General features: G+C 42.8%; 42 protein-coding genes. 2 read left to right on the top strand and 40 right to left on the bottom strand.

The features are described 5' to 3' along the window. The first annotated feature begins 51 nt into the window (after positions 1-51). The gene (gene pdaB / locus ACOJQI_RS00945) at positions 52-801 is read left to right on the top strand and encodes a polysaccharide deacetylase family sporulation protein PdaB (RefSeq protein WP_421382707.1); all 750 of its coding nucleotides are present in this window, start codon (positions 52-54) and stop codon (positions 799-801) included. Positions 802-840: 39 nt separating this feature from the next. On the opposite strand, the gene ACOJQI_RS00940 is transcribed toward pdaB, so the two are convergent. Next, positions 841-1458 (bottom strand): KinB-signaling pathway activation protein, encoded by a 618-nt coding sequence (locus ACOJQI_RS00940; protein ID WP_421382705.1) that lies wholly within the window; start codon positions 1456-1458, stop codon positions 841-843. A 152-nt stretch (positions 1459-1610) separates the two neighbouring features. Here ACOJQI_RS00940 and gerD point away from each other — a divergent pair, with 152 nt between their 5' ends. Further along, complete coding sequence (gene gerD / locus ACOJQI_RS00935; protein WP_421382703.1) at positions 1611-2264, top strand: spore germination lipoprotein GerD; 654 nt, start codon at positions 1611-1613, stop codon at positions 2262-2264. Between the two features lie 38 nt (positions 2265-2302). Here gerD and ACOJQI_RS00930 read toward each other — a convergent pair whose 3' ends face one another. The 39 genes from ACOJQI_RS00930 to rplD form a co-directional block, all read right to left on the bottom strand. Further along, entirely contained in the window at positions 2303-2680 is a 378-nt protein-coding gene (locus ACOJQI_RS00930; RefSeq protein ID WP_421382701.1) for a hypothetical protein, read from the bottom strand. 137 nt (positions 2681-2817) lie between these two features. Further along, on the bottom strand, positions 2818-3876 hold the full coding sequence (locus ACOJQI_RS00925) for a P-loop NTPase (RefSeq protein WP_421382699.1): 1059 nt from the start codon (positions 3874-3876) through the stop codon (positions 2818-2820). Positions 3877-3986: 110 nt separating this feature from the next. Beyond that, positions 3987-4709, bottom strand: coding sequence for an N-acetylmuramoyl-L-alanine amidase CwlD (gene cwlD, locus ACOJQI_RS00920; protein WP_421382697.1), 723 nt, complete (start codon positions 4707-4709; stop codon positions 3987-3989). Between the two features lie 69 nt (positions 4710-4778). After that, positions 4779-5225 carry a DUF2521 family protein gene (locus ACOJQI_RS00915; RefSeq protein ID WP_421382695.1) on the bottom strand — a complete coding sequence of 149 codons (447 nt, stop codon included), beginning with the start codon at positions 5223-5225 and terminating at the stop codon, positions 4779-4781. 473 nt (positions 5226-5698) lie between these two features. After that, entirely contained in the window at positions 5699-6091 is a 393-nt protein-coding gene (rpsI, locus tag ACOJQI_RS00910; protein ID WP_421382693.1) for a 30S ribosomal protein S9, read from the bottom strand. Between the two features lie 22 nt (positions 6092-6113). Beyond that, entirely contained in the window at positions 6114-6551 is a 438-nt protein-coding gene (rplM, locus tag ACOJQI_RS00905) for a 50S ribosomal protein L13 (protein ID WP_421382691.1), read from the bottom strand. A gap of 185 nt (positions 6552-6736) precedes the next feature. After that, a complete protein-coding gene (gene truA, locus ACOJQI_RS00900; RefSeq protein ID WP_421382689.1) occupies positions 6737-7474 on the bottom strand; it encodes a tRNA pseudouridine(38-40) synthase TruA in 738 nt (245 codons plus the stop codon). Between the two features lie 13 nt (positions 7475-7487). Beyond that, entirely contained in the window at positions 7488-8285 is a 798-nt protein-coding gene (locus tag ACOJQI_RS00895; RefSeq protein WP_421382687.1) for an energy-coupling factor transporter transmembrane component T family protein, read from the bottom strand. Continuing rightward, a complete protein-coding gene (locus ACOJQI_RS00890) occupies positions 8282-9151 on the bottom strand; it encodes an energy-coupling factor ABC transporter ATP-binding protein (RefSeq protein ID WP_421382685.1) in 870 nt (289 codons plus the stop codon). Before ACOJQI_RS00890 ends, ACOJQI_RS00895 begins: the two co-directional genes overlap by 4 nt. Further along, the gene (locus ACOJQI_RS00885; protein WP_421382683.1) at positions 9127-9963 is read right to left on the bottom strand and encodes an energy-coupling factor ABC transporter ATP-binding protein; all 837 of its coding nucleotides are present in this window, start codon (positions 9961-9963) and stop codon (positions 9127-9129) included. Before ACOJQI_RS00885 ends, ACOJQI_RS00890 begins: the two co-directional genes overlap by 25 nt. A gap of 328 nt (positions 9964-10291) precedes the next feature. After that, positions 10292-10654, bottom strand: a complete 363-nt coding sequence (gene rplQ, locus ACOJQI_RS00880; protein WP_421382681.1) for a 50S ribosomal protein L17 — start codon at positions 10652-10654, stop codon at positions 10292-10294. Between the two features lie 47 nt (positions 10655-10701). After that, positions 10702-11646, bottom strand: a complete 945-nt coding sequence (locus ACOJQI_RS00875; RefSeq protein ID WP_421382679.1) for a DNA-directed RNA polymerase subunit alpha — start codon at positions 11644-11646, stop codon at positions 10702-10704. 167 nt (positions 11647-11813) lie between these two features. Further along, positions 11814-12203, bottom strand: coding sequence for a 30S ribosomal protein S11 (gene rpsK / locus ACOJQI_RS00870; RefSeq protein ID WP_113929780.1), 390 nt, complete (start codon positions 12201-12203; stop codon positions 11814-11816). A gap of 25 nt (positions 12204-12228) precedes the next feature. Further along, positions 12229-12594 (bottom strand): 30S ribosomal protein S13, encoded by a 366-nt coding sequence (rpsM, locus tag ACOJQI_RS00865; protein ID WP_409252548.1) that lies wholly within the window; start codon positions 12592-12594, stop codon positions 12229-12231. 24 nt (positions 12595-12618) lie between these two features. Then, positions 12619-12732, bottom strand: a complete 114-nt coding sequence (gene rpmJ / locus ACOJQI_RS00860; protein WP_000868344.1) for a 50S ribosomal protein L36 — start codon at positions 12730-12732, stop codon at positions 12619-12621. 38 nt (positions 12733-12770) lie between these two features. Continuing rightward, the gene (infA, locus tag ACOJQI_RS00855) at positions 12771-12989 is read right to left on the bottom strand and encodes a translation initiation factor IF-1 (protein ID WP_113929778.1); all 219 of its coding nucleotides are present in this window, start codon (positions 12987-12989) and stop codon (positions 12771-12773) included. Continuing rightward, the gene (locus ACOJQI_RS00850; protein ID WP_421382676.1) at positions 12976-13302 is read right to left on the bottom strand and encodes an RNA-binding protein; all 327 of its coding nucleotides are present in this window, start codon (positions 13300-13302) and stop codon (positions 12976-12978) included. Before ACOJQI_RS00850 ends, infA begins: the two co-directional genes overlap by 14 nt. A gap of 15 nt (positions 13303-13317) precedes the next feature. Continuing rightward, positions 13318-14064, bottom strand: coding sequence for a type I methionyl aminopeptidase (gene map / locus ACOJQI_RS00845; RefSeq protein ID WP_421382674.1), 747 nt, complete (start codon positions 14062-14064; stop codon positions 13318-13320). Continuing rightward, the gene (locus ACOJQI_RS00840; protein ID WP_421382672.1) at positions 14064-14714 is read right to left on the bottom strand and encodes an adenylate kinase; all 651 of its coding nucleotides are present in this window, start codon (positions 14712-14714) and stop codon (positions 14064-14066) included. Before ACOJQI_RS00840 ends, map begins: the two co-directional genes overlap by 1 nt. A gap of 60 nt (positions 14715-14774) precedes the next feature. Further along, positions 14775-16067, bottom strand: coding sequence for a preprotein translocase subunit SecY (secY, locus tag ACOJQI_RS00835; RefSeq protein WP_421382670.1), 1293 nt, complete (start codon positions 16065-16067; stop codon positions 14775-14777). Further along, positions 16067-16507 (bottom strand): 50S ribosomal protein L15, encoded by a 441-nt coding sequence (rplO, locus tag ACOJQI_RS00830; RefSeq protein WP_421382668.1) that lies wholly within the window; start codon positions 16505-16507, stop codon positions 16067-16069. Before rplO ends, secY begins: the two co-directional genes overlap by 1 nt. A 31-nt stretch (positions 16508-16538) precedes the next feature. Further along, positions 16539-16721, bottom strand: coding sequence for a 50S ribosomal protein L30 (rpmD, locus tag ACOJQI_RS00825; RefSeq protein WP_409252542.1), 183 nt, complete (start codon positions 16719-16721; stop codon positions 16539-16541). A gap of 13 nt (positions 16722-16734) precedes the next feature. Further along, a complete protein-coding gene (gene rpsE / locus ACOJQI_RS00820) occupies positions 16735-17235 on the bottom strand; it encodes a 30S ribosomal protein S5 (protein ID WP_421382666.1) in 501 nt (166 codons plus the stop codon). A gap of 21 nt (positions 17236-17256) precedes the next feature. Continuing rightward, entirely contained in the window at positions 17257-17619 is a 363-nt protein-coding gene (gene rplR / locus ACOJQI_RS00815; RefSeq protein ID WP_409252540.1) for a 50S ribosomal protein L18, read from the bottom strand. Between the two features lie 32 nt (positions 17620-17651). Then, complete coding sequence (gene rplF, locus ACOJQI_RS00810; protein WP_421382664.1) at positions 17652-18188, bottom strand: 50S ribosomal protein L6; 537 nt, start codon at positions 18186-18188, stop codon at positions 17652-17654. Between the two features lie 31 nt (positions 18189-18219). Continuing rightward, entirely contained in the window at positions 18220-18618 is a 399-nt protein-coding gene (rpsH, locus tag ACOJQI_RS00805; protein ID WP_119548612.1) for a 30S ribosomal protein S8, read from the bottom strand. 30 nt (positions 18619-18648) lie between these two features. Further along, complete coding sequence (locus tag ACOJQI_RS00800) at positions 18649-18834, bottom strand: type Z 30S ribosomal protein S14 (RefSeq protein ID WP_119548613.1); 186 nt, start codon at positions 18832-18834, stop codon at positions 18649-18651. A 24-nt stretch (positions 18835-18858) separates the two neighbouring features. After that, positions 18859-19398 carry a 50S ribosomal protein L5 gene (gene rplE, locus ACOJQI_RS00795; RefSeq protein ID WP_421382661.1) on the bottom strand — a complete coding sequence of 180 codons (540 nt, stop codon included), beginning with the start codon at positions 19396-19398 and terminating at the stop codon, positions 18859-18861. Positions 19399-19423: 25 nt separating this feature from the next. Next, positions 19424-19735, bottom strand: a complete 312-nt coding sequence (rplX, locus tag ACOJQI_RS00790; RefSeq protein ID WP_119548615.1) for a 50S ribosomal protein L24 — start codon at positions 19733-19735, stop codon at positions 19424-19426. 35 nt (positions 19736-19770) lie between these two features. Beyond that, positions 19771-20139, bottom strand: coding sequence for a 50S ribosomal protein L14 (gene rplN, locus ACOJQI_RS00785; RefSeq protein ID WP_119548616.1), 369 nt, complete (start codon positions 20137-20139; stop codon positions 19771-19773). A 41-nt stretch (positions 20140-20180) separates the two neighbouring features. Next, positions 20181-20444, bottom strand: coding sequence for a 30S ribosomal protein S17 (gene rpsQ / locus ACOJQI_RS00780; protein WP_006838979.1), 264 nt, complete (start codon positions 20442-20444; stop codon positions 20181-20183). Between the two features lie 19 nt (positions 20445-20463). Further along, entirely contained in the window at positions 20464-20667 is a 204-nt protein-coding gene (rpmC, locus tag ACOJQI_RS00775; RefSeq protein WP_113929762.1) for a 50S ribosomal protein L29, read from the bottom strand. Continuing rightward, the gene (gene rplP, locus ACOJQI_RS00770) at positions 20657-21091 is read right to left on the bottom strand and encodes a 50S ribosomal protein L16 (protein WP_113929761.1); all 435 of its coding nucleotides are present in this window, start codon (positions 21089-21091) and stop codon (positions 20657-20659) included. The genes rpmC and rplP overlap by 11 nt, the downstream gene beginning before the upstream one ends. A 2-nt stretch (positions 21092-21093) precedes the next feature. Continuing rightward, on the bottom strand, positions 21094-21750 hold the full coding sequence (gene rpsC / locus ACOJQI_RS00765; RefSeq protein ID WP_421382657.1) for a 30S ribosomal protein S3: 657 nt from the start codon (positions 21748-21750) through the stop codon (positions 21094-21096). 3 nt (positions 21751-21753) lie between these two features. Then, positions 21754-22095, bottom strand: coding sequence for a 50S ribosomal protein L22 (rplV, locus tag ACOJQI_RS00760; RefSeq protein WP_006838981.1), 342 nt, complete (start codon positions 22093-22095; stop codon positions 21754-21756). Positions 22096-22114: 19 nt separating this feature from the next. Beyond that, positions 22115-22393 carry a 30S ribosomal protein S19 gene (gene rpsS / locus ACOJQI_RS00755; protein ID WP_006838982.1) on the bottom strand — a complete coding sequence of 93 codons (279 nt, stop codon included), beginning with the start codon at positions 22391-22393 and terminating at the stop codon, positions 22115-22117. A gap of 60 nt (positions 22394-22453) precedes the next feature. Continuing rightward, on the bottom strand, positions 22454-23284 hold the full coding sequence (gene rplB / locus ACOJQI_RS00750) for a 50S ribosomal protein L2 (protein ID WP_421382654.1): 831 nt from the start codon (positions 23282-23284) through the stop codon (positions 22454-22456). A gap of 30 nt (positions 23285-23314) precedes the next feature. Continuing rightward, a complete protein-coding gene (gene rplW / locus ACOJQI_RS00745) occupies positions 23315-23599 on the bottom strand; it encodes a 50S ribosomal protein L23 (protein ID WP_421382652.1) in 285 nt (94 codons plus the stop codon). Next, positions 23599-24222, bottom strand: a complete 624-nt coding sequence (gene rplD, locus ACOJQI_RS00740; protein WP_421382650.1) for a 50S ribosomal protein L4 — start codon at positions 24220-24222, stop codon at positions 23599-23601. The genes rplW and rplD overlap by 1 nt, the downstream gene beginning before the upstream one ends. Between the last annotated feature and the right edge of the window lie 30 nt (positions 24223-24252).

Genomic DNA, 24252 nt, shown 5'->3' with positions numbered 1-24252 from the left:
TCTTCGGACATGCATATGTTAGAACAGGAAATCGTCTCTTGGAGGGATAGTATGAATGCTTTTTACACATTAAATGCCCGAAAAATAAAACAGGGTGTTCTTATTCTGGTCATTTCTTTTTTCACGGCTTTATTCATTTTTACCGGAACCCTTTCCGCTTTACCTGTTTTTTCGACAGAGGATGGACCGAAGGCCATTTATAAAGGGGATAAAGGGATAGCCCTCACATTCAACGTTGGGTGGGGTGACGAAAAAGCTGAACCTATTCTTGAAGAACTTAAGAAGCAGGGAGTGCAGTCTGCTACTTTCTTTCTTTCAGGCGCGTGGGCGGAAAGGCATCCTGATATAGTAGAGAAGATCAATAAGCAGGGGTATGAAATCGGAAGCCTTGGATATGCTTATAAAGATTATAGTGAAATGGAAGATGCCAAGGTACGGCAGGATATCCTAAAATCACAAGAAGTGTTTGAGAAGCTGAATATTAAAGATGTCAATCTTCTCCGCATGCCGACCGGCCATTTCGACAAGCGCGTTTTATCCATTGCTGATAAGCTGGGGTTTACTGTCGTTCACTGGAGTGTCAATTCCCAGGATTGGACGAATCCAGGAGCAGAGCAAATAGTTGAAAATGTATCTTCCGCAAAAAAAGGAGATATTGTTCTTCTGCATGCCTCGGATTCCGCTAAACAAACCCAAAAGGCTCTTCCACAGATCGTGAAAACCCTTAAGGCCAAGGGAGAATTCATCAGCGTTTCAGAAATGATTGCAAACGGCAAAACCAAAACCACTTTGATTCCTTAAAATAAAAAGGACTGATCCTGCAGCGGATCAGTCCTTCTTTTATTTTTTCGCTTGTCTCTCTTCTTCCGACCGCTTGTTGTACTTTGGCAAAGCAAGCAGCTGATAGGCGTTACAGGACAATAGGGCAAATAACATCAAGAAAAGCCAATTGCTTTCTTTTGCCTGCAAGACCGGAAGCCATTCCAGGACCGTTACTACCACCATAAAGAAGATAGCAGAGACAAATGTGTTTTGCCCCGACTGTTTATTCTTCAAAAAAGCCACCACAAGTCCGGTTACGACAATCAATAAAAATAAGATGATATACGAATACTTGATATCCCCATCGATGGTAAATCCATCGAATCGGAAATAGATCAGATCAAATAAAACAAAGAGGGTTATAACAATTTGGACGCTGTTCCAAAAAGACCGGAACATGCCGAGACCAAACTGATGAACAGTCAAATACGCGAAGAAGCCCATTTGACTGATGACACTGAATGTAAACCCTACCACAATCAGCCATAAGAAAACAGATATAATTCTGCCCAGGTCAAAATCCGAGAACCAAGGCTCAAATTCATTCCACCTTAATATTACTCCTGAAATACCAGTAACAATTCCACCTACCATGAGAGTGGAGAAAAATAATCGAATCCAATTCCGGATAGTCACTTAAGAAATGCCTCCATTACAATTTTTTGCACTTCTTTGATTGTACCAAACGACCATTTGAAAAATCCACATCAACCTTATCCCCCGGTATATTTTTTTTCATTTGATCCATATTAACTGTAGGGATATTTTGAATTGAAAGGGGCTTTAAGATGAAAAAATTATCCTTTCTCTTTCTACTGCTGCCGCTTCTAATTCTTTCTGCCTGCGGTGGAGGAGGCGGACAAGCAAGCGCCAATCAGCCTGACTACGAAGAGACCAAGAAAATGGTTGTTGATATACTGAAAACAGATGATGGAAAAAAAGCTATACAGGATATTATGTCCGATGAAAAAGTGAAGCAGAAGCTCATCATGGATGAAGGGGTTGTAAAGGAGACCATCATAACCACCCTCACTTCCGACAAAGGCAGTGAATTCTGGAAGAAGTCGTTTGAAGACCCGAAATTCGCCGAAGCCATGGCAAAGAGTATGAAGGGTGAGAACGAAAAACTGTTGAAAGATCTGATGAAAGACCCGGAATACCAGGGAATGGTGATGGATATTCTAAAAGACCCGGAAATCCAGAAAGAAATTGGGGAAACCCTGAAAAGCAAAGAATATAGGGAACACCTTCAGCAAGTAATGACCGAAACCTTCGAAAGCCCGCTGTTTAAAGCCAAAATTCAAGATCTCCTGCTGAAAGCAGCAAGTGAAATGAAAAGCCAGGGCGGAGAACAAGGCGGCCAAGGCGGCGGTGAAGGCGGTGGAGGCGAATCCGGCGGCGGTGGAGGCAGTGCAGAGTCCGGCGGCGGAGAAGGAGCCTAAAGAAATAAAACAAGCGGCGTATATCTAAGCCGCTTGTTTTATTTCTTTTCCAGGTTAAATGTTTCCGTATTGCCATTCCATTCAACAGTTACCTCCACTTTCGTATTTTCATCTACTTTAGCATTGGTGGGATTCGCCTCATCAACATGTCGTATAGAACCGTTTTCCTCCAGCGTTACACCTTCCCGTCCAAATCCGCCGACACTTTCGACATGATAAGCAATCTCTCCAATAGAACTAATATCCTCCCCTTTATATTTCAATAAAAATTCCTGTTTTTGAAAACCACTGGATTGATTGACTTTTAATTCTGCTGACCAATTATCTGTTTCACCTGCAAAAGAAAAGGTTCTGGAATTGCATGCGGTTAACAAAAAGATTACAAGGATTAATAAGCTTAACGTTTTTTTATGCATCTGCACCCCTCCCATATTCCATTCCTATTACGTTTTTCCCTTAACATACCTTCAACTAACAAAAAGTTCCAAAATCAGCTCTAGCTAAAAAAAACAACGCCCCGTTATTTCAGGACGTTGTTCATCTTCTATGTTTCTTATGATAATAACTCAATCACTTTATAAGCAATATCTCCGTAAATCTTTCCAATTCGGTGATCCACGTCATATACGGATGGCGCAAAGTCTTCTTCATTCCAATCCGGCTGCTGAAGCGGAAGCTTTCCAAGAAGGTCGGTTCTCAATTCTTCAGCAAGCTTCTCTCCGCCGCCTCTTCCGAATACATATTCTTTCTCTCCAGTCGTCTTGCTCTCGAAATAGGACATGTTTTCGATAACACCCAAAATCTCATGGTCGGTGCTCAGTGCCATTGCTCCTGCACGAGCAGCAACAAATGCCGCTGTAGGGTGAGGAGTTGTGACGATGATCTCCTTACACTGTGGAAGCATTGTATGGATATCCAGGGCAACATCCCCTGTACCCGGAGGCAGGTCAAGCAGCAGGTAATCCAGGTCGCCCCACTCTACCTCACCAAAGAAGTTGTTCAACATTTTCCCAAGCATCGGCCCTCTCCAGATGACCGGCGCATTGTCTTCAACAAAGAAGCCCATGGAAATGACTTTTACTCCAAATCTCTCTACTGGAATGATTTTTTCTCCCCTGACAACAGGTCTTTTCACAATGCCCATCATATCAGGGACACTGAAACCATAGATATCAGCATCAACGAGTCCCACTTTTTTCCCTGCACGTGCCAAGGATACTGCAAGGTTAACAGAGACGGTTGATTTACCGACTCCCCCCTTACCGCTGGCAATCGCAATAAATGTTGTTTTGCTTCCAGGAGAGAGCAGGCTGCCCGACTCCTCGCCTTCCCCTTGGGAACCTCTGTGCTTCTCCAGCTCTTCCGGTGAAAGATCCGCAAAACGAATACCGACCGTTTCTGCTCCATTTTCTTTAAGGACTTTCACAATTTCCTGCTGCATCTTCATCTGTTCAGCCGTGCCGGTCTTAGCAATAGCTACCTTGACGCTGACATGGTTTTTCTCTTCTTTTATACTTACTTCAAGAACACCGTTCGTTTCCTCCAGCGTTTTATGTAAGAAAGGATCTTTCATTTTATATAATAAATCTTTAACTTGTTGTTCTGTTAACATGCTTACACCTTCCTTTGATCTTGAATTCGTTTTCATCCTATTTCAGTATAACATATTCTAATTGTATTGAATTGTCTTACAGCTTACAGAAATATAAAAAAACTGAGAGGTTACTCCTCATCAGTTTTCTCATCATAATACTCTAATACTCCCTCATAAATTGAAGCAGCAACTTTTTGCTGATATTTCTCGGTAATCAGGTTTGCCTTTTCTCCTGGATTGGACAGGAATCCGATTTCGACCAGTGCTCCCGGCTTGTTAATATTCTTCACCAAATAAACATTCTGGATGCCCTTTGCCTCTCTCTTCGTGTTCTCAAGATTCCTGATCAGCTCTGACTGAATCGCTTCCGCTATCTCTTTATTCTCTTTAAACTTTGGGTTGTAAAATGTTTGGGCTCCGCTCCACCTGCTTGAAGGAATTGCGTTCAAATGCACACTGAGATAAAGATCGGCCTCAGATGAATTGATCATTTCCAGCCGCTTTTTAAGATCTGCCGTTTTCCGTCTGCTGTATCCCTTCATTCCTTCAGGGGCTAAATCACGGTCATCTTCCCTCGTCAAAATGACAAGTGCCCCCTGCTCTTGAAAATAATCGCGCAGCATGAGCGACACATTCAGTGCTATATCTTTTTCCTGCACTTCATTATTTCCTGTACCGCTTTCCGCGCCTCCATCAGGGCCGCCGTGGCCGGGATCAATATAAATGATCTTGCCTGATAAAGGAAGATTCCAGGATTCCCATGTATCAGTATCGAGCAGCTTATATTGGAAAATCAAAAATATTATGATGACAATCCCGGCAAATCCCATCATCTTAAGTTTATTCTTCATCCAAATTCCCTCCCCCATCTCTATAAAAAATATGGGACAAGGAGTGATTTTAGAACTGCCGGAATAGAATTAATGCATTCTGAGTTTATGCCTCTTTATACCATTCTGATACCCTTCACTCCACCATGTCTCAACGAAGTGTTCACAGCTGTAGTAGAAGGATTCATCCACTGTATTGGAAACTCCGAGCTCTGACCAATAGAGCCAGAAATTATATAACGTATCTATATAGTGCTTCATTTCAGGATCGCACCGTTCTTGGACTTCTTGCTGCGACTCACCACTGTACCCGAATTTACTCAGCTTTCCGCCAAGCAAGTACGCTTCAATCGCCACATCAAAGCAAGCTTCATCAAAACCCTGCTGCATAAAGACACCGCCCTGGATCTTGATCTGCCCAAAATGCTTGCGGACACTTTCCTGCAGCATCTTTATCGAGATTTCCCGCAGCAGCTTTCTCTCATGCTGAATCTGCTTCTCTCGTCTCTTTGAATTAAATGAAGTAATAACGTTCAAAGGTATTCCCTCCCTTTGAACGTATTTTTTGCTTAAAGCTGTACTTCATTCGAGCAATGGTTTCCAATTCTGGCTGATTTGGCTCGTGACGGGTATGAGCCATGAATTGTTGAAATGATTTTTCTCGCTGGACGCGCGACAGACATCATTCCTTATGATCTGTTCATTTGATGTTCTAAATACCCCGTTTTCACTACATCATCTCGCTAGTTCCTTTTGTTTGATGTCCCTAAAACGCTCTTTTTACTACATCATTATCGTTACTCTCTACCTGTGATGTCCTTAATATCCTTCTTTGACTACATCATTTCTCTAATACACTGTACTTGATGTCCCTATTCACTCTCATTGACTACATCATCATTTCAAGGGAATGTATTTAATGTAGTCAAAAGAGTCTCTCCGCAAAAAGCTGATACAACAACAAAAAATCCCAGCTGGATAATCCAGCTGGGATTGAACGATAATAAAAATTAACGTTTTGAGAACTGAGGTGCACGACGAGCGCCTTTAAGACCGTATTTTTTACGTTCTTTCATACGAGCGTCACGAGTCAGTAATCCTGCGCGCTTAAGAGTTCCGCGGTATTCAGGATCTGCTTGAAGCAATGCACGAGCGATACCGTGACGGATTGCACCAGCTTGGCCAGTGTATCCACCACCGTGTACGTTTACCAATACATCGTAGTTGCCAACAGTTTCAGTTGCAACTAGAGGTTGTTTGATAACCTCACGTAGTGCTTCGAATGGGATGTAGTTTTCTACTTCACGATCATTAATAACGATGTTTCCGTTACCTGGTACTAGACGTACACGAGCTACTGAGCTCTTACGACGACCAGTTCCGTAATATTGAACTTGTGCCAAGATAATAACCTCCTCTTATTGATTATCCACGAAGTTCGTAAACTTCTGGTTTTTGTGCTTGGTGCGTATGTTCTGCGCCAGCGAATACGTGTAATTTCTTGAACATTTGACGGCCAAGAGAACCTTTTGGAAGCATACCTTTGATTCCAAGTTCAAGCATTTTTTCTGAGTAGTTTGTACGCATTTCAAGAGCAGTACGGGATTTCAAACCGCCTGGGTGTTGGCTGTGACGGTAGTAGATTTTGTCAGTAAGTTTCTTACCTGTTAATTCAATCTTAGATGCATTAATGATGATCACGTGATCACCAGTGTCAACGTGTGGTGTGAAAGTTGGTTTGTGTTTACCGCGTAAAATAGATGCTACTTCGCTTGAAAGGCGACCAAGAGTCTTGCCTTCAGCGTCGACAACGTACCATTTACGTTCGATTTCATTAGCTTTTGCCATATATGTCGTACGCATGAGTTACCCTCCTAATATTTATCATTCATATTTCATTAAAGTTCCGATAGTATATATCTTTAATCACAATAAGATTCCGGGGCTTATCGTGGGGTTAATAACATACCATATGTTATAATATCTTGTTCCCACTTGGATGTCAAGGGAATGTTACACCTGGATTAGTTGTTTTAGCAAAAAACTTTTCAGTAAAACACTTTCCATAGATATAACCCTTGCGGAGCAGCGGTTTTGCCTGCTGCATTCCGGTCTCTCGCCTCCAGCATGCCCCTTGCCTCTTCAGCAGTGTACTTGCCCCTGCCGACTTCGAGAAGCGTCCCTGAGAGGATTCTGACCATATTATAGAGAAAACCATTGCCTGTATATGAAAAGGTGATTTCTTCTTCATCTGCCTCTATTTTAATAGAGTATATCGTTCTGACCTTATCTTCAACTTCTGTCTTTGCAGAGCAGAAACTTGTAAAATCATGTTCTCCAATCAAATACCCCGCTGCTTTTTTCATTTCTGCTATATTCAACTGAAATGGATAATGCACCGCAAAATCCCTTTTGAAGGGATCAGTTGTTTTACTCCGATAAACCGAATAGCGGTATTCTTTTTTGACTGCCGAAAAACGGGCATGAAATTCAGCAGAAACGATTTCTGCAGAAGTCACCACAATCTCAGCTGGCAGCTTGCTGTTCAGCACTGTCGGCCACTTCTCTGCAGGGATGGAGAGCCCTGTGTCAAAGTGAAAGACCTGGCCCTTGGCATGGACCCCGGCATCCGTTCTGCCGGATGCTGTAATCTTCACTTCATCTCCTTTATGAATGTCAGAGAGAGCTTTCTCAATCTCCAGCTGGACCGTCCGCTTCCCAGGCTGTACCTGATACCCGGCAAACGGTGTGCCGTCGTAAGCCACTATACATTTTATTCGCTGCATAAGGACACTCCCATCAGCCTCTTAATACAATCAATATCGCTGCCAGGACGACAAGGGATCCAAGGACTGCCGTGTCCGTTCCTGTCCAGCGGAGAACCCTGTACTTCGTCCGGCCTTCGCCGCCTTTGTACCCTCTTGCCTCCATGGCTGTTGCCAGATCTTCTGCCCGTTTGAAGGCACTGACAAACAATGGGATCAATAAAGGAACAATCGACTTGATCCTTTCTTTTACAGGACCTGAAGCGAGTTCTGCTCCTCTGGCTGTCTGTGCTTTGATGATTTTGTCCGTTTCCTCCATCAAGGTCGGAATGAACCTTAGGGAAATACTCATCATCAAAGCCATCTCATGGACAGGAAACTTCACCTTTTTCAATGGGTCCAGCAGTGTCTCCAGGCCATCAGTAATCGAGATTGGCGATGTCGTGAGAGTCAGCAGCGTGGTCACAATGATTAGATAAGTGAAGCGCAATGAAATGAATACGGCCTGCCTAAGGCCCTCTTCATAAATTTTCAGGAACCCCAAGTCCAGCAGCACTTCTCCTTCTTTAGTAAAAAGAATATGGAGCAGGAAGGTGAAAAGCACAAGCCACATGACAGGCTTCAGCCCGCCAAGAAGGAATTTTAAAGGAACCTTCACTGATAGCATTGCTGCCAAGGTAAAAGCCCCCAGGACTGCATTAGTGGCAGCATTATTTGCCAGGAAAACAATACATATAAATGCAAAGACAAAAATCAGCTTGGAACGCGGGTCCATCCTGTGAACAAAAGAATCACTCGGTATATAACGGCCGAATATCATCTTATCCATCATGACCGTTCACCACGCTTCGTATAAGTCTTGATCTCATCTGCCAGTTCTTCGATTGTCAGGCAGGTCTTGCTGAACTTGTGCCCTAACTGCTGTTCCACGCTGTATTGGAATTTCACAACCTCAGGGACATCCAAGCCCATCGAGAATAACCATTCCGGTTTTGAAAAAATCTCTTGGGGCGATCCCTTTCCGACGAGCTTCCCTTTCTGCATGATGACAAGCTCATCCGCATACTGGGCAGCATCCTCCATGCTGTGAGTAACGAGGACTGTAGTAAGTCCCTTTTCAATGTGGATTCGATGGAACATGTCCATGATTTCCGTCCGCCCCCGCGGGTCAAGTCCTGCAGTTGGTTCATCAAGGACCAGAACATCCGGCTCCATAGCAAGAACACCTGCGATGGCCACCCTTCTCTTCTGCCCTCCTGACAAATCAAACGGGGAACGTTCGAGTATATCCTCGTTCAGCCCGACAGTGACAATCAGTTCCCTAGCCCTTCTTTCCGCCTCTTCCTCAGAAACACCGAAATTAAGGGGGCCATAGCAGATGTCTTTTAAGACAGTTTCCTCAAAAAGCTGGTGTTCCGGAAATTGAAATACAATGCCAACACGTTTTCTGATTGGTTTTAATTGTTTATTTTTCTTCTTAGGGGTTATTTCATAGTCGCCTATGACCACTTTGCCTGAAGTTGGTTTCAGCAATGCATTCAAATGCTGAAGGAGAGTGGATTTTCCCGATCCGGTATGCCCTATGATAGCTGTATACTTTTTTGAAGGCAGGAGGAGGTTGAGGTCCTCAAGTGCCAGCTTCTCAAAAGGGGTACCTGCCGAATACCGGTATTCTACTTGTTCGAGTGAAATGTCCATAAATCTCTCACCAATTCTTCTTGTGTTAAATAGGTTTCAGAAAGGGAAATGCCCCTTTTTCTCAACGCTTTTGCCATTCTGCCCGGAAACGGAATGTCCAGCCCTAAAGCTGTCAACTCCTCGTCCAGTTTAAAAATCTCCAAAGGAGACCCTTCTTTAAAGACTTCTCCCTTGTTCAAGACCAACATCCGGTCTGCCTTTGCAGCCTCCTCCAAGTCATGAGTGATCGAAATGACTGTCAGGTGACTGTTTTCCTTTAGTTCACGTATTGTTGCAAGTACTTCCTGCCGTCCTTGGGGATCCAGCATGGAAGTCGCTTCGTCCAATATAATGATATCAGGCCTTAAGGCTACAACGCCGGCTATGGCCACACGCTGCTTCTGGCCTCCTGATAAGTGGTGAGGTTCTTGATTAAGAAAATCACTCATATTGACCAGTTTAAGGGCACCCTTGACTCTCTCTGCCATAACATCCTGAGCGATTCCGTGATTTTCTAAACCAAAAGCCACATCGTCTTCTACTGTCGTACCGACAAACTGATTGTCAGGATTCTGAAAAACCATTCCTATCTTCGCCCTGATATCCCATACATTCTCTTCTGTAAGCGAGATGCCATCGACCGTAACCGTTCCTTTTTCGGGAAACAGCAGCCCGTTCAACATTTTAGCCAATGTTGATTTGCCTGACCCGTTATGGCCGACGATTGCAAGCCATTCAGAATCATAGACTTTCAAGGATATGTCATTTAAAGCATAGGTTTCCTGCTCATTATAACGATAGCTTACATTTTCTATGGAAATGAGTTCTTTCATCGTACCCCTCCTCTCATCTCTTCTATGCTCAATCTGTTCTCTTCTATTTTTCATTGAAATGGGAATGCTACTTGTAAAGCATAAAAAAGTCCCGAATACAAAAAAAAGCCTGCACCTCGTTCCATGGAAAGCAGCTGCTTTCTTGTTCACGGTATGAACGGACTTCTATCGGAATAGAAGCTGGAAGAGGTGCATGAGCTAGACGGGTCATTTCTAGGAATGCCCATCGTAACGCTCTGCTTTTTGTGTATTGACCAAGGTGTAAACAAAAAGGGCATAGAAGCAGTTAACAAAATAACTGTCCTGCCCTTGTTGTGTATGAATGAAATTATACTAGCTCAATGATGACCATTGGAGCACCGTCACCGCGGCGAGGTCCAAGCTTCATGATACGAGTGTATCCGCCTTGACGCTCAGAGTAGCGGCCAGCGATATCAGCGAACAACTTTTGGACTGCATCCTGGTTCTCTTCAGCATTAGCAACTTCATGACGGATGAAGCTTGATGCTTGACGACGTGCATGCAAGTCACCACGTTTTCCTAATGTGATCATTTTCTCAACAACTGAGCGAAGTTCTTTTGCACGAGCTTCTGTTGTTTCGATGCGTTCGTTGATGATTAGGTCAGTAGCTAAATCGCGAAGCATTGCTTTACGTTGAGCGCTAGTACGTCCTAACTTTCTGTATGCCATTTAAGATTCCCTCCTTTGTTAGATCGTTAAATAACTTGTTGCTTAACTCAGTCGTCCTTGCGTAAACCTAAGCCAAGATCTTCAAGCTTAACTTTTACTTCTTCCAAGGATTTACGTCCCAAGTTGCGGACTTTCATCATATCTTCTTCAGTCTTGTTAGCAAGTTCCTGAACAGTGTTGATTCCAGCGCGCTTCAAGCAGTTATATGAACGAACAGATAGATCAAGTTCTTCGATAGTCATTTCCAGAACTTTCTCTTTTTGATCTTCTTCTTTTTCTACCATGATTTCAGCATTCTGAGCTTCGTCAGTAAGACCGACAAAAATGTTAAGATGCTCATTTAGAATCTTAGCACCAAGAGAAATAGCTTCTTTCGGGCCAATGCTTCCGTCAGTCCAAACATCAAGGGAAAGTTTATCGAAATTAGTCAATTGACCAACACGAGTATTTTCAACTTGATAGTTAACGCGTGAAACTGGAGTGTAAATAGAGTCGATTGGGATCACGCCGATTGGCAGGTCCTCTCGTTTGTTTTGATCAGCAGGTGTATATCCTCGACCTCGTTGAGCTGTCAGACGCATGCGGAAGTTGCTGTTCGCAGACAATGTAGCAATGTGCAGTGCAGGGTTAAGAACTTCTACATCACTATCATGAGTAATATCAGCAGCTGTTACTACTCCTTCACCATTCACGTCAATTTCAAGCGTTTTCTCTTCATCAGAATAGATCTTCAGAGCAAGCTTTTTGATATTCATGATGATTGTCGTTACATCTTCCACGACACCTTCAATTGTTGAAAATTCATGCAGTACTCCATCGATTTGAATGGACGTTACAGCAGCACCAGGTAGTGAGGACAATAGGATACGACGTAAGGAGTTACCCAAAGTTGTACCATATCCACGCTCAAGTGGTTCCACGACGAATTTTCCAAATGCGGCATCATCGCTGATCTCAACCGTTTCAATTTTTGGTTTCTCAATTTCGATCATTAATATTTACCCTCCTTCAAAACGTCGAAATCCCGGCTTAGGCTGGGCCGAAATTTCCCATGTTTACGTTCCCGATTGTATACCAACAACTGGTTTAACCCTCTCCATGAAACGTATCATTTTATCATATCCATTATTGACAGGGATACGAAATTTATACAGAGAAATTAAACACGGCGACGTTTTGGTGGACGACATCCATTATGAGGAACTGGAGTAACGTCTCTGATTGCAGTAACTTCAAGTCCTGCAGCTTGAAGAGCACGGATTGCTGCTTCACGGCCTGCACCTGGTCCTTTAACGGTTACTTCAAGAGTTTTTAGTCCGTGTTCCTGGGATGCTTTTGCAGCAGTTTCAGCAGCCATTTGTGCAGCGAAAGGAGTAGATTTACGAGAACCTTTGAATCCTAAAGAGCCTGCACTTGACCATGCTACAGCATTACCATGAACGTCAGTGATCATTACGATTGTATTGTTGAATGTAGAACGAATGTGTGCAATACCAGATTCGATATTCTTTTTCACACGACGCTTACGAGTGTTAGTTTTACGTGCCATTTTAAGATGTAACCTCCTTTACCTATTATTTTTTCTTGTTCGCTACAGTCTTACGAGGACCTTTACGAGTACGAGCGTTGTTTTTAGTGTTTTGACCGCGAACAGGTAAACCTCTGCGGTGGCGAAGACCACGGTAAGAACCGATTTCCATTAGACGTTTGATGTTAAGGGAGATTTCACGACGAAGGTCCCCTTCAACTTTCAATTTGTCAACGATGTCACGGATTTTACCAAGTTCATCATCAGTTAGATCGCGAACGCGAGTGTCTTCAGAAACACCAGCTTCAGCAAGGATCTTTTGAGCAGTATTTTTACCAATACCATAAATGTATGTTAGTGAAATGACAATACGTTTGTCACGTGGGATATCTACACCAGCAATACGTGCCATATTAAGCGCGCACCTCCTTCTTTATTAGCCTTGTTTTTGTTTGTGTTTAGGGTTTTCACAGATAACCATTACTTTACCGCGACGGCGAATAACTTTACATTTTTCGCAGATCGGCTTTACAGATGGTCTGACTTTCATCTTATTCTAACCTCCTTGAGAGTACGGAGTGCAATAGATTATTTATAACGATAAGTGACTCTTCCGCGAGTCAGGTCATATGGAGATAGTTCAACAGTAACTTTATCTCCTGGCAGGATTCGGATGAAGTGCATGCGAATCTTACCGGATACGTGAGCAAGTACCGTATGACCATTTTCTAATTCTACCTTAAACATAGCGTTAGGCAAAGTTTCAACTACTGTGCCTTCCACTTCGATTACATCATCTTTCGCCATCGAATTCGTCTCCCTTCTTAACATCTTCTAAGACTTCGTTCAAAAACTTTGTTAATGCATAACGCAGTTTTCCGTTTGTCACTCGCCCAGTTTCTGCTAAACTGTTCTGAACTTCTGGAGAGATATAATTGTGAAAATAGAGATGTTGAATGTTTTTCTTCTTTGGACGATCAAACTTTCGTTTATCTCCATCAGCAATTAACACAAACCGTTCATCCACCTGCCGGATGACAACCGAGTACTGCCCGGCATCCCTTCCTTGTTTGGTTGAAACGATTTGCCCTATACACGGAGTCGTATCGGACTCGATCAATCAGATCACCTTCACTTAGGCTTTCGTTAAAATCTCGTAACCTTCTTCTGTAATAGCAATTGTGTGTTCAAAGTGCGCACACATTTTACCATCAACTGTAACAACTGTCCAGTTATCAGTCAATGTCCTTACATAACGACTGCCTGCATTCACCATAGGTTCAATAGCAAGTACCATACCAGGTTTAAGACGCGGACCTCTGTTAGGAGGACCATAATGAGGAATTTGGGGATCCTCATGTAAGTCTTGACCAACACCGTGCCCGACATACTCACGAACAATGGAAAACCCTTCTGCTTCAACAAAAGTCTGGATCGAATGAGAGATGTTCGATAGACGTTCACCTGGTTTTGCTTCTTTTAAGCCAAGATATAATGATTCCTCAGTTACATCCAGCAGTCTTTGAGTTTCGTCATCTATAGTTCCAACAGGATAAGTCCAAGCTGAATCGCCATGGTAACCCATATACTTCGCACCGATATCGATGCTGATTATATCGCCGTCTTTCAACGTACGGTCACCAGGAATTCCATGAACCAATTCATCGTTTACGGAAGCACAAATGCTGCCACGAAACCCATTATAACCTTTAAAAGAAGGAATTGCACCATTTTGACTTATGAATTTTTCAGCGATTGCATCCAATTCAAGAGTCGTTATTCCCGGGGCAATATGCTTTTGCAATTCCTTGTGAGTGAGTGCGACAATCTTACCTGCTTCACGCATGATGTCTATCTCACGAGGAGTTTTACAAATGATCATTAGCGGGAACTCCCGATTAGTTCATCGATTTCTGAGAATACTTCGTTGATGTCCCTCTGGCCATCGATGTTGACTAGGTAGCCTTTTTCCTGATAGAAATCAAGAAGCGGCTGAGTTTGTTTGATATTGACATCCAAGCGGTTCTGAACTGTTTCTGCATTATCATCAGCACGCTGATAAAGTTCTCCGCCGCAGCGGTCACAAACGCCTTCTTCGCTTGGAGGATTGAATACAAGGTGATAAGTCGCTCCGCAGTTTTTGCAGATTCGGCGGCCTGTCAGGCGTTCCATCAAGACCTCTTTATCGACCTGAATATTAATCACATAATCAATTTTTTTGCCAAGGTTATCAAGGATGTTCTCAAGAGCGTCTGCCTGTGCAACCGTTCTTGGGAAACCGTCCAAAAGGAATCCTTTATGTGCGTCTTCTTTGCTGAGACGCTCTTGAACGATACCGATCGTTACTTCGTCCGGTACCAATTCACCTTTGTCGATAAAAGATTTTGCTTTCAAGCCAAGTTCCGTTTCCTCTTTCATTGCGGCACGGAACATGTCGCCTGTAGAGATATGGGGAATCCCATACTTTTCAACGATTCTTTCAGCCTGAGTACCTTTTCCTGCACCTGGCAAACCCATTAATACTATGTTCACTCGAATTCCACCTCAGTCTCTATTGGGGTTTCAGGGAACAAAAGTCCCCAAAACCTTTTTTTATTTAATGAAGCCTTTATAGTGGCGTTTCACCAACTGAGCTTCCAGCCCTTTCATCGTTTCGAGTGCAACACCCACAACGATCAGCAAGCTTGTTCCTCCAATTTGAGCAGCAGGCGGTAAACCTGCGAACTTAATGAAGAAAACAGGAAGAATGGAAATGACAGCTAAGAATATCGCACCGACAAAAGTCAGACGATATAATACCCTTGTCAAATACTCTTGAGTGTTTTTACCAGGGCGAATTCCCGGAATATAACCACCTTGCTTTTTCAAGTTCTCTGCCATTTGCTCAGGGTTGACTTGAATGAAAGCATAAAAGTACGTGAATGCAATGATCAACGCAACATAAATGACCATACCGATCGGTTGAGTGTAATCAAATACATACTGAATCGTACTTGTTACATCATTCGTACCAAAGAATGATGCGATGGTTTGCGGTGTAATAATGAAGGAAATCGCGAAGATTACCGGAATTACACCTGCAGCATTAACTTTCAATGGCAAGTGAGTGGATTGTCCTCCGACAGGACTGCGGCCCACAAGACGCTTAGCGTATTGGATAGGGATCTTTCTCAGTGCCTGCTGGATGAAGATAACGCCAACCACGATTGCCACAATCGCTAATAGGATCAATAATGTCACAACGATGCGAAGGAAAAGGGCGTCGCCGGCTCCTTCAAGCTGTGATGCATAATATTGGTTTACTGCATTAGGAATAGCTGCTACGATACCTGCGAAAATCAAGATCGAAATACCGTTTCCAACACCTTTGGCAGTGATTTGTTCACCTAGCCACAATAAGAACGCCGTACCAGCAGTTAAAATTAATGCAATTAAAAGGTACGTCGTAATGCTTGGGTTCGGGATCAAGAATCCACCGTATAATTGGTTAAATCCATAAGACATACCCAGTGCCTGGATAAAACCTAATACGATAGTGAAATAGCGGGTAAACTGAGCTAATTTACGGCGGCCAACATCCCCCTGCTTAGACCATTCCGTAAATTTTGGCACAACATCCATCTGCAGTAGCTGCACAATGATAGATGCTGTGATATACGGCATGATCCCCATAGCAAAGATCGAGAAGTTCTTAAGCGCTCCTCCGCCGAATGTATTTAGGAAGCCGATCAATCCGGCTTGTTCTTGCATTTTCAGCACTTCTGCGTCCACGCTTGGTACTGGAATGAACGTACCTAAGCGAAAGACAACAAGCATAAGAAGGGTGAAAATAATTTTGTTTCTTATATCACCCACGCGCATAAAATTGGAGATTGTCTGAAACATTAAATCACCTCAGTTTTACCGCCAGCAGCTTCGATTGCTTCTTTAGCAGTAGATGAGAATTTGTTTGCTTTCACTGTAAGCTTTTTCTCAATATTACCTTTACCAAGAATCTTGATTCCAGCTTTTTCGCTGCTTACTACACCAGTCTCGATTAGAAGCTCAGGTGTAACTTCAGTTCCATCTTCAAAGCGATTTAATGCATCAAGGTTAACAATTGCGTATTCTTTACGGTTAATGTTTGTGAAACCGCGCTTAGGAAGACGTTGGAATAAAGGTGTTTGACCACCTTCGAAACCAGGACGAGTTCCACCGCCAGAACGAGCGTTTTGACCTTTATGACCTTTTCCGGCAGTTTTACCATTACCAGAACCGATACCACGGCCTACACGATTGCGCTCTTTGCGAGAACCTTTAGCAGGTTTTAATTCATGTAATTTCATGTCGGCACCTCCTTATTTACAAAGAATCTAATTAAGCTTCTTTTACCGTGACTAAGTGAGCAACCTTGTTGATCATACCGCGGATAGCAGCATTATCTTGTTGTTCAACTGTTTGATGAAGCTTACGTAAGCCTAGAGCCTTTACTGTTTCGCGTTGGTCTTTAGGACGACCAATCACACTGCGAGTGAGGGTAATTTCTAGTTTGTTTGCCATCGTTATCCCTCCCTTATCCTAACAGTTCTTCTACTGATTTACCACGTAGTTTAGCTACGTCTTCAGCACGTTTTAGTTCTTTCAATCCTTGGATTGTAGCACGAATCATGTTGATTGGAGTGTTGGAACCCAATGATTTAGAAAGGATATCCTGTACACCAGCAAGTTCAAGTACCGCACGGACCGGACCACCAGCGATGATTCCTGTACCGGCAGAAGCAGGCTTGATAAGGATCTCACCAGCACCAAAACGACCGATTACTTGGTGAGGAGTAGTTCCACCTACCATAGGTACTTCAACAAGATTTTTCTTCGCATCTTCAATCGCTTTGCGGATAGCATCAGGTACCTCTTGAGCTTTACCAGTACCGAAACCTACATGACCGTTCTTGTCTCCGACTACTACAAGAGCAGCGAAGCGGAAACGACGTCCACCTTTAACAACCTTTGCAACACGGTTGATCGTTACTACGCGTTCTTCAAGTTCTAGTTTGTTTGGATCAATACGACGCATCTATATGTCCCTCCTTTTTTATTAAAATTCTAAGCCGTTTTCACGAGCTGCATCGGCTAATGCTTTAACGCGACCATGGTATAGGTAACCTCCACGGTCAAATACTACAGATTTCAAACCTTTTTCAGTTGCACGTTTGGCAATTAGTTCACCGACTTGAGCAGCTGCATCTACGTTTCCAGTAGAATCAAGGTTGATTTCTTTATCTACAGTAGAAGCACTTGCCAAAGTTACACCATTAACATCGTCGATCAATTGAGCGTAGATGTTTTTATTTGAGCGGTATACGTTTAGACGAGGACGTTGTTCTGTACCAGTGATCTTTGAACGTACACGAGCATGTCTTTTCTTACGCGTTTTGTTTTTAGATGGCTTAGTGATCATTAAGGTCACTCCTTTCTACTGCCTAAGCGGCATTATTTACCTGTTTTACCTTCTTTACGGCGTACGTATTCGCCTTCGTAACGGATACCTTTACCTTTGTAAGGCTCAGGAGGACGTACAGCGCGGATGTTGGAAGCAATTGCACCAACGCGCTCTTTGTCGATACCTTTGATTGATACTTTTGTATTAGAAGGAACTTCGATTTCGATTCCAGCTTCTGGTTCGAATTCAACTGGGTGAGAGTAACCAACGTTCAATACAAGCTTCGTTCCTTGTTTTTGAGCACGGTAACCTACACCGATAAGTTCAAGGTTTCTTTCGAATCCTTTAGAAACACCTTCAACCATGTTAGAGATCAAAGCACGAGTCGTTCCGTGTAATGAACGATGTTCTTTTGATTCAGATGGACGAGTGATGCTTACTACGTTCTCTTGGATTTCTACATTAATATCCGGGCTGAATGTACGAGACAATTCACCTTTAGGACCTTTTACAGTTACTTTATTGGCATCAGTAGTAATTGTAACGCCTTCTGGCAACTCGATAGGTTTTTTACCTACACGTGACATACTGTTGCACCTCCATTCATTTCAAAAAATATTACCAAACGTATCCTAGTACTTCTCCGCCGACTTGCTTAGCGCGAGCTTCTTTGTCAGTCAACACTCCTTGAGAAGTGGAAACAAGAGCTACACCTAGTCCGTTAAGTACTTTAGGAACTTCATTAGCTTTTGCATATACGCGTAGACCTGGTTTAGAGATACGCTTTAATCCAGTGATTACACGTTCGTTGTTAGAACCATATTTCAAGAAAATGCGGATAACACCTTGCTTGTTATCTTCTACAAATTCCACGTCACGCACGAAACCTTCACGTTTAAGGATTTCAGCGATTTCTTTTTTGATGTTAGAAGCAGGTATTTCTAGCTTCTCGTGACGTACCATGTTCGCATTACGGATGCGAGTAAGCATATCTGCAATTGGATCTGTCAATGTCATAATAATTTACCTCCTTCCCAATGTAGGGTTTTACCAGCTAGCTTTTTTAACGCCAGGAATTTGACCCTTGTATGCAAGTTCACGGAAACAGATACGGCAAAGTTTGAATTTGCGGATTACTGAATGTGGACGGCCACAACGCTCACAGCGAGTGTATCCTTGAACTTTGTACTTAGGTTCACGTTTTTGTTTTGCGATCATTGATTTTTTAGCCACATTTTCGCCTCCCTTATTTAGAGATTACTTTTGAAATGGCATTCCGAATTGAGTCAATAACTCACGTGATTCTTCATCAGAGTTTGCAGTTGTAACGATAACGATATCCATTCCGCGTACTTTGGAAACTTTATCATAATCGATCTCTGGGAAAATCAGCTGCTCTTTAACACCAAGAGTGTAGTTACCGCGACCATCGAATGCTTTTTTAGAAATACCGCGGAAGTCACGTACACGTGGTAGAGATACAGAGATTAATTTATCTAGGAACTCATACATGCGTTCGCCGCGAAGTGTTACTTTCGCACCGATAGGCATACCTTCACGAAGACGGAAACCTGCGATAGATTTTTTTGCTTTAGTTACAACTGGTTTTTGACCAGTGATTAATGTTAATTCTTCAACAGCTGTGTCCAATGCTTTTGCATTTTGAACAGCATCGCCGACACCCATGTTAACTACGATTTTTTCGAGTTTAGGTACCTGCATAACAGATTTATAGTTGAATTTGCTCATAAGAGCTGGAGTAATTTCGTCATTAAATTTTGCTTTTAGGCGGTTCATTTGAGTACCTCCCTTCTACTTTGAACTATTTATCTAGAACTTCACCAGATTTTTTTGCTACACGTACATTCTTACCATCAACCTTCTTGAAACCTACACGAGTTGGTTCGTTCGTCTTAGGGTCAAGCAGCATAACATTCGATACATGAACAGGTGCCTCTTGGCTGATGATTCCGCCTTGCGGATTTGCTTGAGAAGGCTTTGAATGTTTTTTAATAACATTGATTCCTTCTACGATCACACGGTCTTTCTTTGGCAATGCTGACAATACGACACCAGTTTTGCCTTTGTCTTTACCTGTGATAACCATTACTTTATCGCCTTTTTTAACATGCATTAGTCGCACCTCCTCTTAACGCACAATGGGTTCTATTAAAGAACTTCTGGAGCTAAAGATACAATTTTCATAAAGTTGTTTTCGCGCAATTCACGTGCTACAGGTCCGAAGATACGAGTACCACGCGGTCCCTTATCATCACGGATGATTACACATGCGTTTTCGTCAAACTTAATGTAAGTTCCGTCTGTACGGCGAACACCGCTCTTTGTACGAACAACAACAGCTTTTACTACGTCGCCTTTTTTAACAACGCCACCTGGTGTTGCTTGTTTTACTGTACATACGATAACATCACCGATATTAGCTGTTTTACGGCCAGATCCGCCAAGGACTTTAATAGTCAATACTTCACGAGCACCAGAGTTGTCGGCAACTTTCAAACGAGATTCTTGTTGAATCATCTAGGTAACCTCCCTTCGGAAAACAAATATCCGAACATTTATTAGATAATTACTGCTTTTTCTACTACTTCAACTAAGCGGAAACGTTTTGTAGCTGAAAGCGGGCGAGTTTCCATGATACGTACGATATCGCCTGTTTTAGCTTCGTTTTGCTCATCATGAGCTTTGAACTTTTTAGAGTACTTTACGCGTTTGCCGTATAGTGAATGTTTCTTGTAAGTTTCAACTAGAACTGTAACTGTTTTATCCATTTTGTCGGAAACAACACGTCCAGTGTAAACCTTACGTTGGTTGCGTTCACTCATTCTGCAAACCTCCTCTCATTTATCGATTGTTAACGCCGATCTCTCTTTCATGGATTACAGTTTTCATACGAGCGATCGCTTTGCGCACTTCACGAATGCGGGCAGTGTTTTCAAGCTGTCCTGTCGCAAGCTGGAAGCGAAGGTTAAATAGTTCTTCTTTTAAGGATTTTACTTTTTGATCAATTTCGGCAGTGGTTAAGTCACGGATTTCATTAGTTTTCATTTGATTCACCACCAATTTCTTCTCGTTTCACAAACTTAGTTTTGATAGGAAGTTTGTGTGATGCAAGACGAAGTGCTTCACGAGCTACCTCTTCAGATACACCTGCAATTTCGAACATAATCTTTCCAGGTTTTACAACTGCTACCCATCCTTCAGGAGCACCTTTACCAGAACCCATTCGGACTTCTAGAGGTTTTGCAGTGTAAGGTTTGTGAGGGAAAATTTTAATCCAAACTTTACCGCCACGTTTCATGTAACGAGTCATAGCAATACGAGCAGCTTCGATTTGACGGTTAGTGATCCAAGAAGCTTCAACAGCTTGAAGACCGTATTCTCCGAACGCAACCTCTTGACCGCCTTTAGCGCGACCACGCATTTTACCACGATGTTCACGACGATACTTAACGCGTTTAGGCAATAACATAATTATTTTCCTCCTTCCTCTGATTTCTTCTTAGCAGGAAGGACCTCTCCACGATAGATCCATACTTTAACACCAAGTTTACCGTAAGTTGTGTCAGCTTCAGCATGAGCATAATCAATGTCAGCGCGAAGTGTATGAAGTGGAACTGTTCCTTCGCTGTAATGTTCAGCACGAGCGATATCTGCACCGCCAAGACGACCAGATACTTGAGTTTTGATACCTTTAGCTCCTGCGCGCATTGCACGTTGGATAGATTGTTTTTGAGCACGACGGAAAGATACACGGTTTTCCAGTTGACGAGCGATGTTCTCTGCAACTAGTTTAGCGTCAAGGTCAGCTCTCTTGATTTCAACGATGTTGATGTGTACACGCTTAGAAGTAAGCTCGTTCAAAGCTTTACGTAAAGCTTCAACCTCTGTACCACCTTTACCGATAACCATACCAGGTTTTGCTGTATGAATTGTAATATTGATGCGGTTTGCCGCACGCTCGATTTCTACTTTAGAAACAGATGCGTCAACTAGGCGTTTCGCAATATATTCACGTACTTTAAGGTCTTCGTGCAGAAGATTGGCATAATCTTTATCAGCGTACCATTTTGATTCCCAATCACGAATAACTCCTACACGCAGTCCGACTGGATGTACTTTTTGACCCACGAATTATCCCTCCTTCTTTTCTGATACCACGATAGTGATGTGGCTTGTGCGTTTGTTGATTTGGCTTGCGCGTCCCATCGCACGTGGGCGGAAGCGTTTCATTGTTGGACCTTCGTTAACAAAGGCATCAGAGATGACTAAGTTGTTCACGTCCATGTCATAGTTATGTTCTGCGTTAGCGATAGCAGATTTTAATACTTTCTCAACTACTGGAGAAGCAGCTTTAGGAGTAAGATTTAAAATCGCTACAGCTTCACCTACTTGCTTACCTCGGATTAGATCAACCACTAAACGTACCTTACGAGGAGCAATACGAACTGTTTTAGCGACAGCTTTAGCTTGCATTAGGATACCCTCCTCTCAATTAGCGTCTTGTTTTCTTGTCATCATTTCCATGACCTTTGTAAGAACGAGATGGTGCGAATTCACCAAGCTTGTGTCCTACCATGTCTTCTGTTACGTATACCGGTACATGTTTACGACCATCGTAAACCGCGATTGTATGACCGATGAAATTCGGGAAGATTGTAGAGCGACGAGACCAAGTTTTCACAACTTGTTTCTTCTCACCTTCGTTAAGCTTCTCGATTTTGTCCATCAAATGGTCATCAACAAAAGGTCCCTTTTTTAAGCTACGACCCATGTTTGAACCTCCCTTCGTGATTGTTCTACGGCTCTATTGGTGAACCGTAGGTCAATCCCGTTATTTTTTGCGACGGCGCACAATAAATTTGTCAGATTTGCTCTTCTTCTTACGAGTCTTGAATCCAAGAGTTGGTTTACCCCATGGAGACATTGGTGATTTACGTCCGATAGGAGCGCGTCCTTCACCACCACCGTGTGGGTGATCGTTAGGGTTCATTACAGATCCACGTACAGTTGGGCGCTTGCCTAACCAGCGAGAACGACCTGCTTTACCGATGTTGATAAGTTCGTGCTGTTCGTTACCTACTTGACCGACTGTTGCACGGCAAGATGAAAGGATCATGCGAACCTCACCAGAGTTCAAACGTACAAGAACGTATTTACCTTCTTTACCAAGAACCTGTGCAGATGTACCAGCAGAGCGTACCAATTGTCCGCCTTTACCTGGTTTAAGTTCGATGTTGTGAACTACTGTACCTACAGGAATGTTGATAAGTGGTAATGCGTTACCTACTTTGATATCTGCTTCAGGACCAGACATTACTTCTGTACCTACTTGAATTGTCTTAGGTGCAAGAATGTAGCGTTTTTCTCCATCCACATAGTTGATTAGTGCAATATTTGCTGAGCGGTTTGGATCATACTCGATTGTAGCAACGCGTCCTGGTATACCATCTTTATCACGTTTGAAGTCGATAACACGGTATTGACGCTTATGACCGCCGCCTTGATGACGAACTGTTAACTTACCTTGGTTGTTACGGCCGCCTTTTTTGTGTAAAGGCGCAAGTAATGACTTTTCTGGTTTGTCAGTAGTGATTTCTGCAAAATCAGAAGTAGTCATACCGCGACGACCATTAGAGGTTGGTTTATACTTTTTAATCGCCATGTTTTTCCCTCCTCTTCTAAATTTTAATTATTATACTTCAAAGAATTCGATTTCTTTGCTCTCAGCTGTAAGAGTGACTACTGCTTTACGACGTTTGTTCGTGTAACCAGTATGACGTCCCATACGCTTGAATTTACCTTTGTAATTCATAACGTTCACTTTTGCAACTTTAACGCCGAAGATTTCTTCAACTGCATCTTTAACTTGAGTTTTGTTCGCTCTAGTGTCGACTTCAAAAGTGTACTTTTTATCAGCCATAAGATCAGTTGAAAGTTCTGTAATTACGGGGCGCTTAATGATATCGCGTGCATCCATTATGCAAGCACCTCCTCTACTTTTTCAACTGCTGCTTTAGTGATGATTAGTTTATCATGAGCAACAACGTCCAGTACGCTGATTCCGTTAGCTGCAACAACTGTCACACCAGGAATGTTACGTGCTGATAGTGCTACGTTATCTTCTGAACCTTCTGTTACCACTAATGTTTTAGCATTAACTGAAAGGTTTTTCAATACGTTAGCGAATTCTTTTGTTTTTGGTGCATCAAAAACAAGAGATTCCAATACTAGGATGTTTTCTTCTGCTACCTTAGTAGATAGAGCAGATTTGATAGCTAAGCGACGAACCTTCTTAGGAAGCTTGTAGCTGTAGCTGCGTGGAACCGGTCCAAATACAGTACCACCGCCGCGCCATTGTGGAGATCTGATAGATCCCTGACGTGCACGTCCAGTACCTTTTTGACGCCATGGTTTACGTCCACCGCCTCTTACTTCAGAACGGCCTTTTACTTTGCTTGTACCTTGACGCTGAGATGCTCTTTGCATGATAACAGCTTCGTAAAGTACGTTTTGATTTGGTTCGATACCAAATACTGAATCATTAAGTTCTACATCACCAACTTGTGATCCGCTTTGGTTAAATAATGCTACTTTCGGCATTCGTGTTTCCTCCTTTCCAAAAAAGTTCTA

The sequence above is a fragment of the Bacillus salacetis genome (genome assembly GCF_049177075.1).
Taxonomy (GTDB): Bacteria; Bacillota; Bacilli; order Bacillales; family Bacillaceae_B; genus Rossellomorea; species Rossellomorea salacetis_A.
This window is presented reverse-complemented; position numbering and strand designations above follow the sequence as displayed.

Bases quoted from the DNA above. Each gene is read 5' to 3' on its own strand.
- rpsQ (WP_006838979.1), bottom strand. From the start codon at position 20,444: ATGAGTGAACGCAACCAACGTAAGGTTTACACTGGACGTGTTGTTTCC.
- gerD (WP_421382703.1), top strand. From the start codon at position 1,611: ATGAAAAAATTATCCTTTCTCTTTCTACTGCTGCCGCTTCTAATTCTT.
- truA (WP_421382689.1), bottom strand. From the start codon at position 7,474: ATGCAGCGAATAAAATGTATAGTGGCTTACGACGGCACACCGTTTGCC.
- ACOJQI_RS00925 (WP_421382699.1), bottom strand. From the start codon at position 3,876: ATGTTAACAGAACAACAAGTTAAAGATTTATTATATAAAATGAAAGAT.
- rplM (WP_421382691.1), bottom strand. From the start codon at position 6,551: ATGCGTACGACATATATGGCAAAAGCTAATGAAATCGAACGTAAATGG.
- ACOJQI_RS00930 (WP_421382701.1), bottom strand. From the start codon at position 2,680: ATGCATAAAAAAACGTTAAGCTTATTAATCCTTGTAATCTTTTTGTTA.
- ACOJQI_RS00885 (WP_421382683.1), bottom strand. From the start codon at position 9,963: ATGAAAGAACTCATTTCCATAGAAAATGTAAGCTATCGTTATAATGAG.
- rplP (WP_113929761.1), bottom strand. From the start codon at position 21,091: ATGTTATTGCCTAAACGCGTTAAGTATCGTCGTGAACATCGTGGTAAA.
- rplB (WP_421382654.1), bottom strand. From the start codon at position 23,284: ATGGCGATTAAAAAGTATAAACCAACCTCTAATGGTCGTCGCGGTATG.
- rplV (WP_006838981.1), bottom strand. From the start codon at position 22,095: ATGCAAGCTAAAGCTGTCGCTAAAACAGTTCGTATTGCTCCTCGTAAG.
- rplE (WP_421382661.1), bottom strand. From the start codon at position 19,398: ATGAACCGCCTAAAAGCAAAATTTAATGACGAAATTACTCCAGCTCTT.
- rpsM (WP_409252548.1), bottom strand. From the start codon at position 12,594: ATGGCACGTATTGCTGGTGTAGATATCCCACGTGACAAACGTATTGTC.
- rplR (WP_409252540.1), bottom strand. From the start codon at position 17,619: ATGATCACTAAGCCATCTAAAAACAAAACGCGTAAGAAAAGACATGCT.
- rpsK (WP_113929780.1), bottom strand. From the start codon at position 12,203: ATGGCACGTAAAACTAACACTCGTAAGCGTCGTGTGAAAAAGAATATC.
- rpsE (WP_421382666.1), bottom strand. From the start codon at position 17,235: ATGCGTCGTATTGATCCAAACAAACTAGAACTTGAAGAACGCGTAGTA.
- ACOJQI_RS00890 (WP_421382685.1), bottom strand. From the start codon at position 9,151: ATGGACATTTCACTCGAACAAGTAGAATACCGGTATTCGGCAGGTACC.
- secY (WP_421382670.1), bottom strand. From the start codon at position 16,067: ATGTTTCAGACAATCTCCAATTTTATGCGCGTGGGTGATATAAGAAAC.
- rpmD (WP_409252542.1), bottom strand. From the start codon at position 16,721: ATGGCAAACAAACTAGAAATTACCCTCACTCGCAGTGTGATTGGTCGT.
- pdaB (WP_421382707.1), top strand. From the start codon at position 52: ATGAATGCTTTTTACACATTAAATGCCCGAAAAATAAAACAGGGTGTT.
- ACOJQI_RS00895 (WP_421382687.1), bottom strand. From the start codon at position 8,285: ATGATGGATAAGATGATATTCGGCCGTTATATACCGAGTGATTCTTTT.
- rpsH (WP_119548612.1), bottom strand. From the start codon at position 18,618: ATGACATTGACAGATCCAATTGCAGATATGCTTACTCGCATCCGTAAT.
- infA (WP_113929778.1), bottom strand. From the start codon at position 12,989: ATGGCGAAAGATGATGTAATCGAAGTGGAAGGCACAGTAGTTGAAACT.
- rplO (WP_421382668.1), bottom strand. From the start codon at position 16,507: ATGAAATTACATGAATTAAAACCTGCTAAAGGTTCTCGCAAAGAGCGC.
- ACOJQI_RS00875 (WP_421382679.1), bottom strand. From the start codon at position 11,646: ATGATCGAAATTGAGAAACCAAAAATTGAAACGGTTGAGATCAGCGAT.
- rpmC (WP_113929762.1), bottom strand. From the start codon at position 20,667: ATGAAAACTAATGAAATCCGTGACTTAACCACTGCCGAAATTGATCAA.
- cwlD (WP_421382697.1), bottom strand. From the start codon at position 4,709: ATGAAGAATAAACTTAAGATGATGGGATTTGCCGGGATTGTCATCATA.
- map (WP_421382674.1), bottom strand. From the start codon at position 14,064: ATGATCATTTGTAAAACTCCTCGTGAGATAGACATCATGCGTGAAGCA.
- rplN (WP_119548616.1), bottom strand. From the start codon at position 20,139: ATGATTCAACAAGAATCTCGTTTGAAAGTTGCCGACAACTCTGGTGCT.
- rplD (WP_421382650.1), bottom strand. From the start codon at position 24,222: ATGCCGAAAGTAGCATTATTTAACCAAAGCGGATCACAAGTTGGTGAT.
- rpmJ (WP_000868344.1), bottom strand. From the start codon at position 12,732: ATGAAAGTCAGACCATCTGTAAAGCCGATCTGCGAAAAATGTAAAGTT.
- rpsS (WP_006838982.1), bottom strand. From the start codon at position 22,393: ATGGGTCGTAGCTTAAAAAAGGGACCTTTTGTTGATGACCATTTGATG.
- rplW (WP_421382652.1), bottom strand. From the start codon at position 23,599: ATGGATGCACGCGATATCATTAAGCGCCCCGTAATTACAGAACTTTCA.
- rplF (WP_421382664.1), bottom strand. From the start codon at position 18,188: ATGTCACGTGTAGGTAAAAAACCTATCGAGTTGCCAGAAGGCGTTACA.
- rplX (WP_119548615.1), bottom strand. From the start codon at position 19,735: ATGCATGTTAAAAAAGGCGATAAAGTAATGGTTATCACAGGTAAAGAC.
- rplQ (WP_421382681.1), bottom strand. From the start codon at position 10,654: ATGGCATACAGAAAGTTAGGACGTACTAGCGCTCAACGTAAAGCAATG.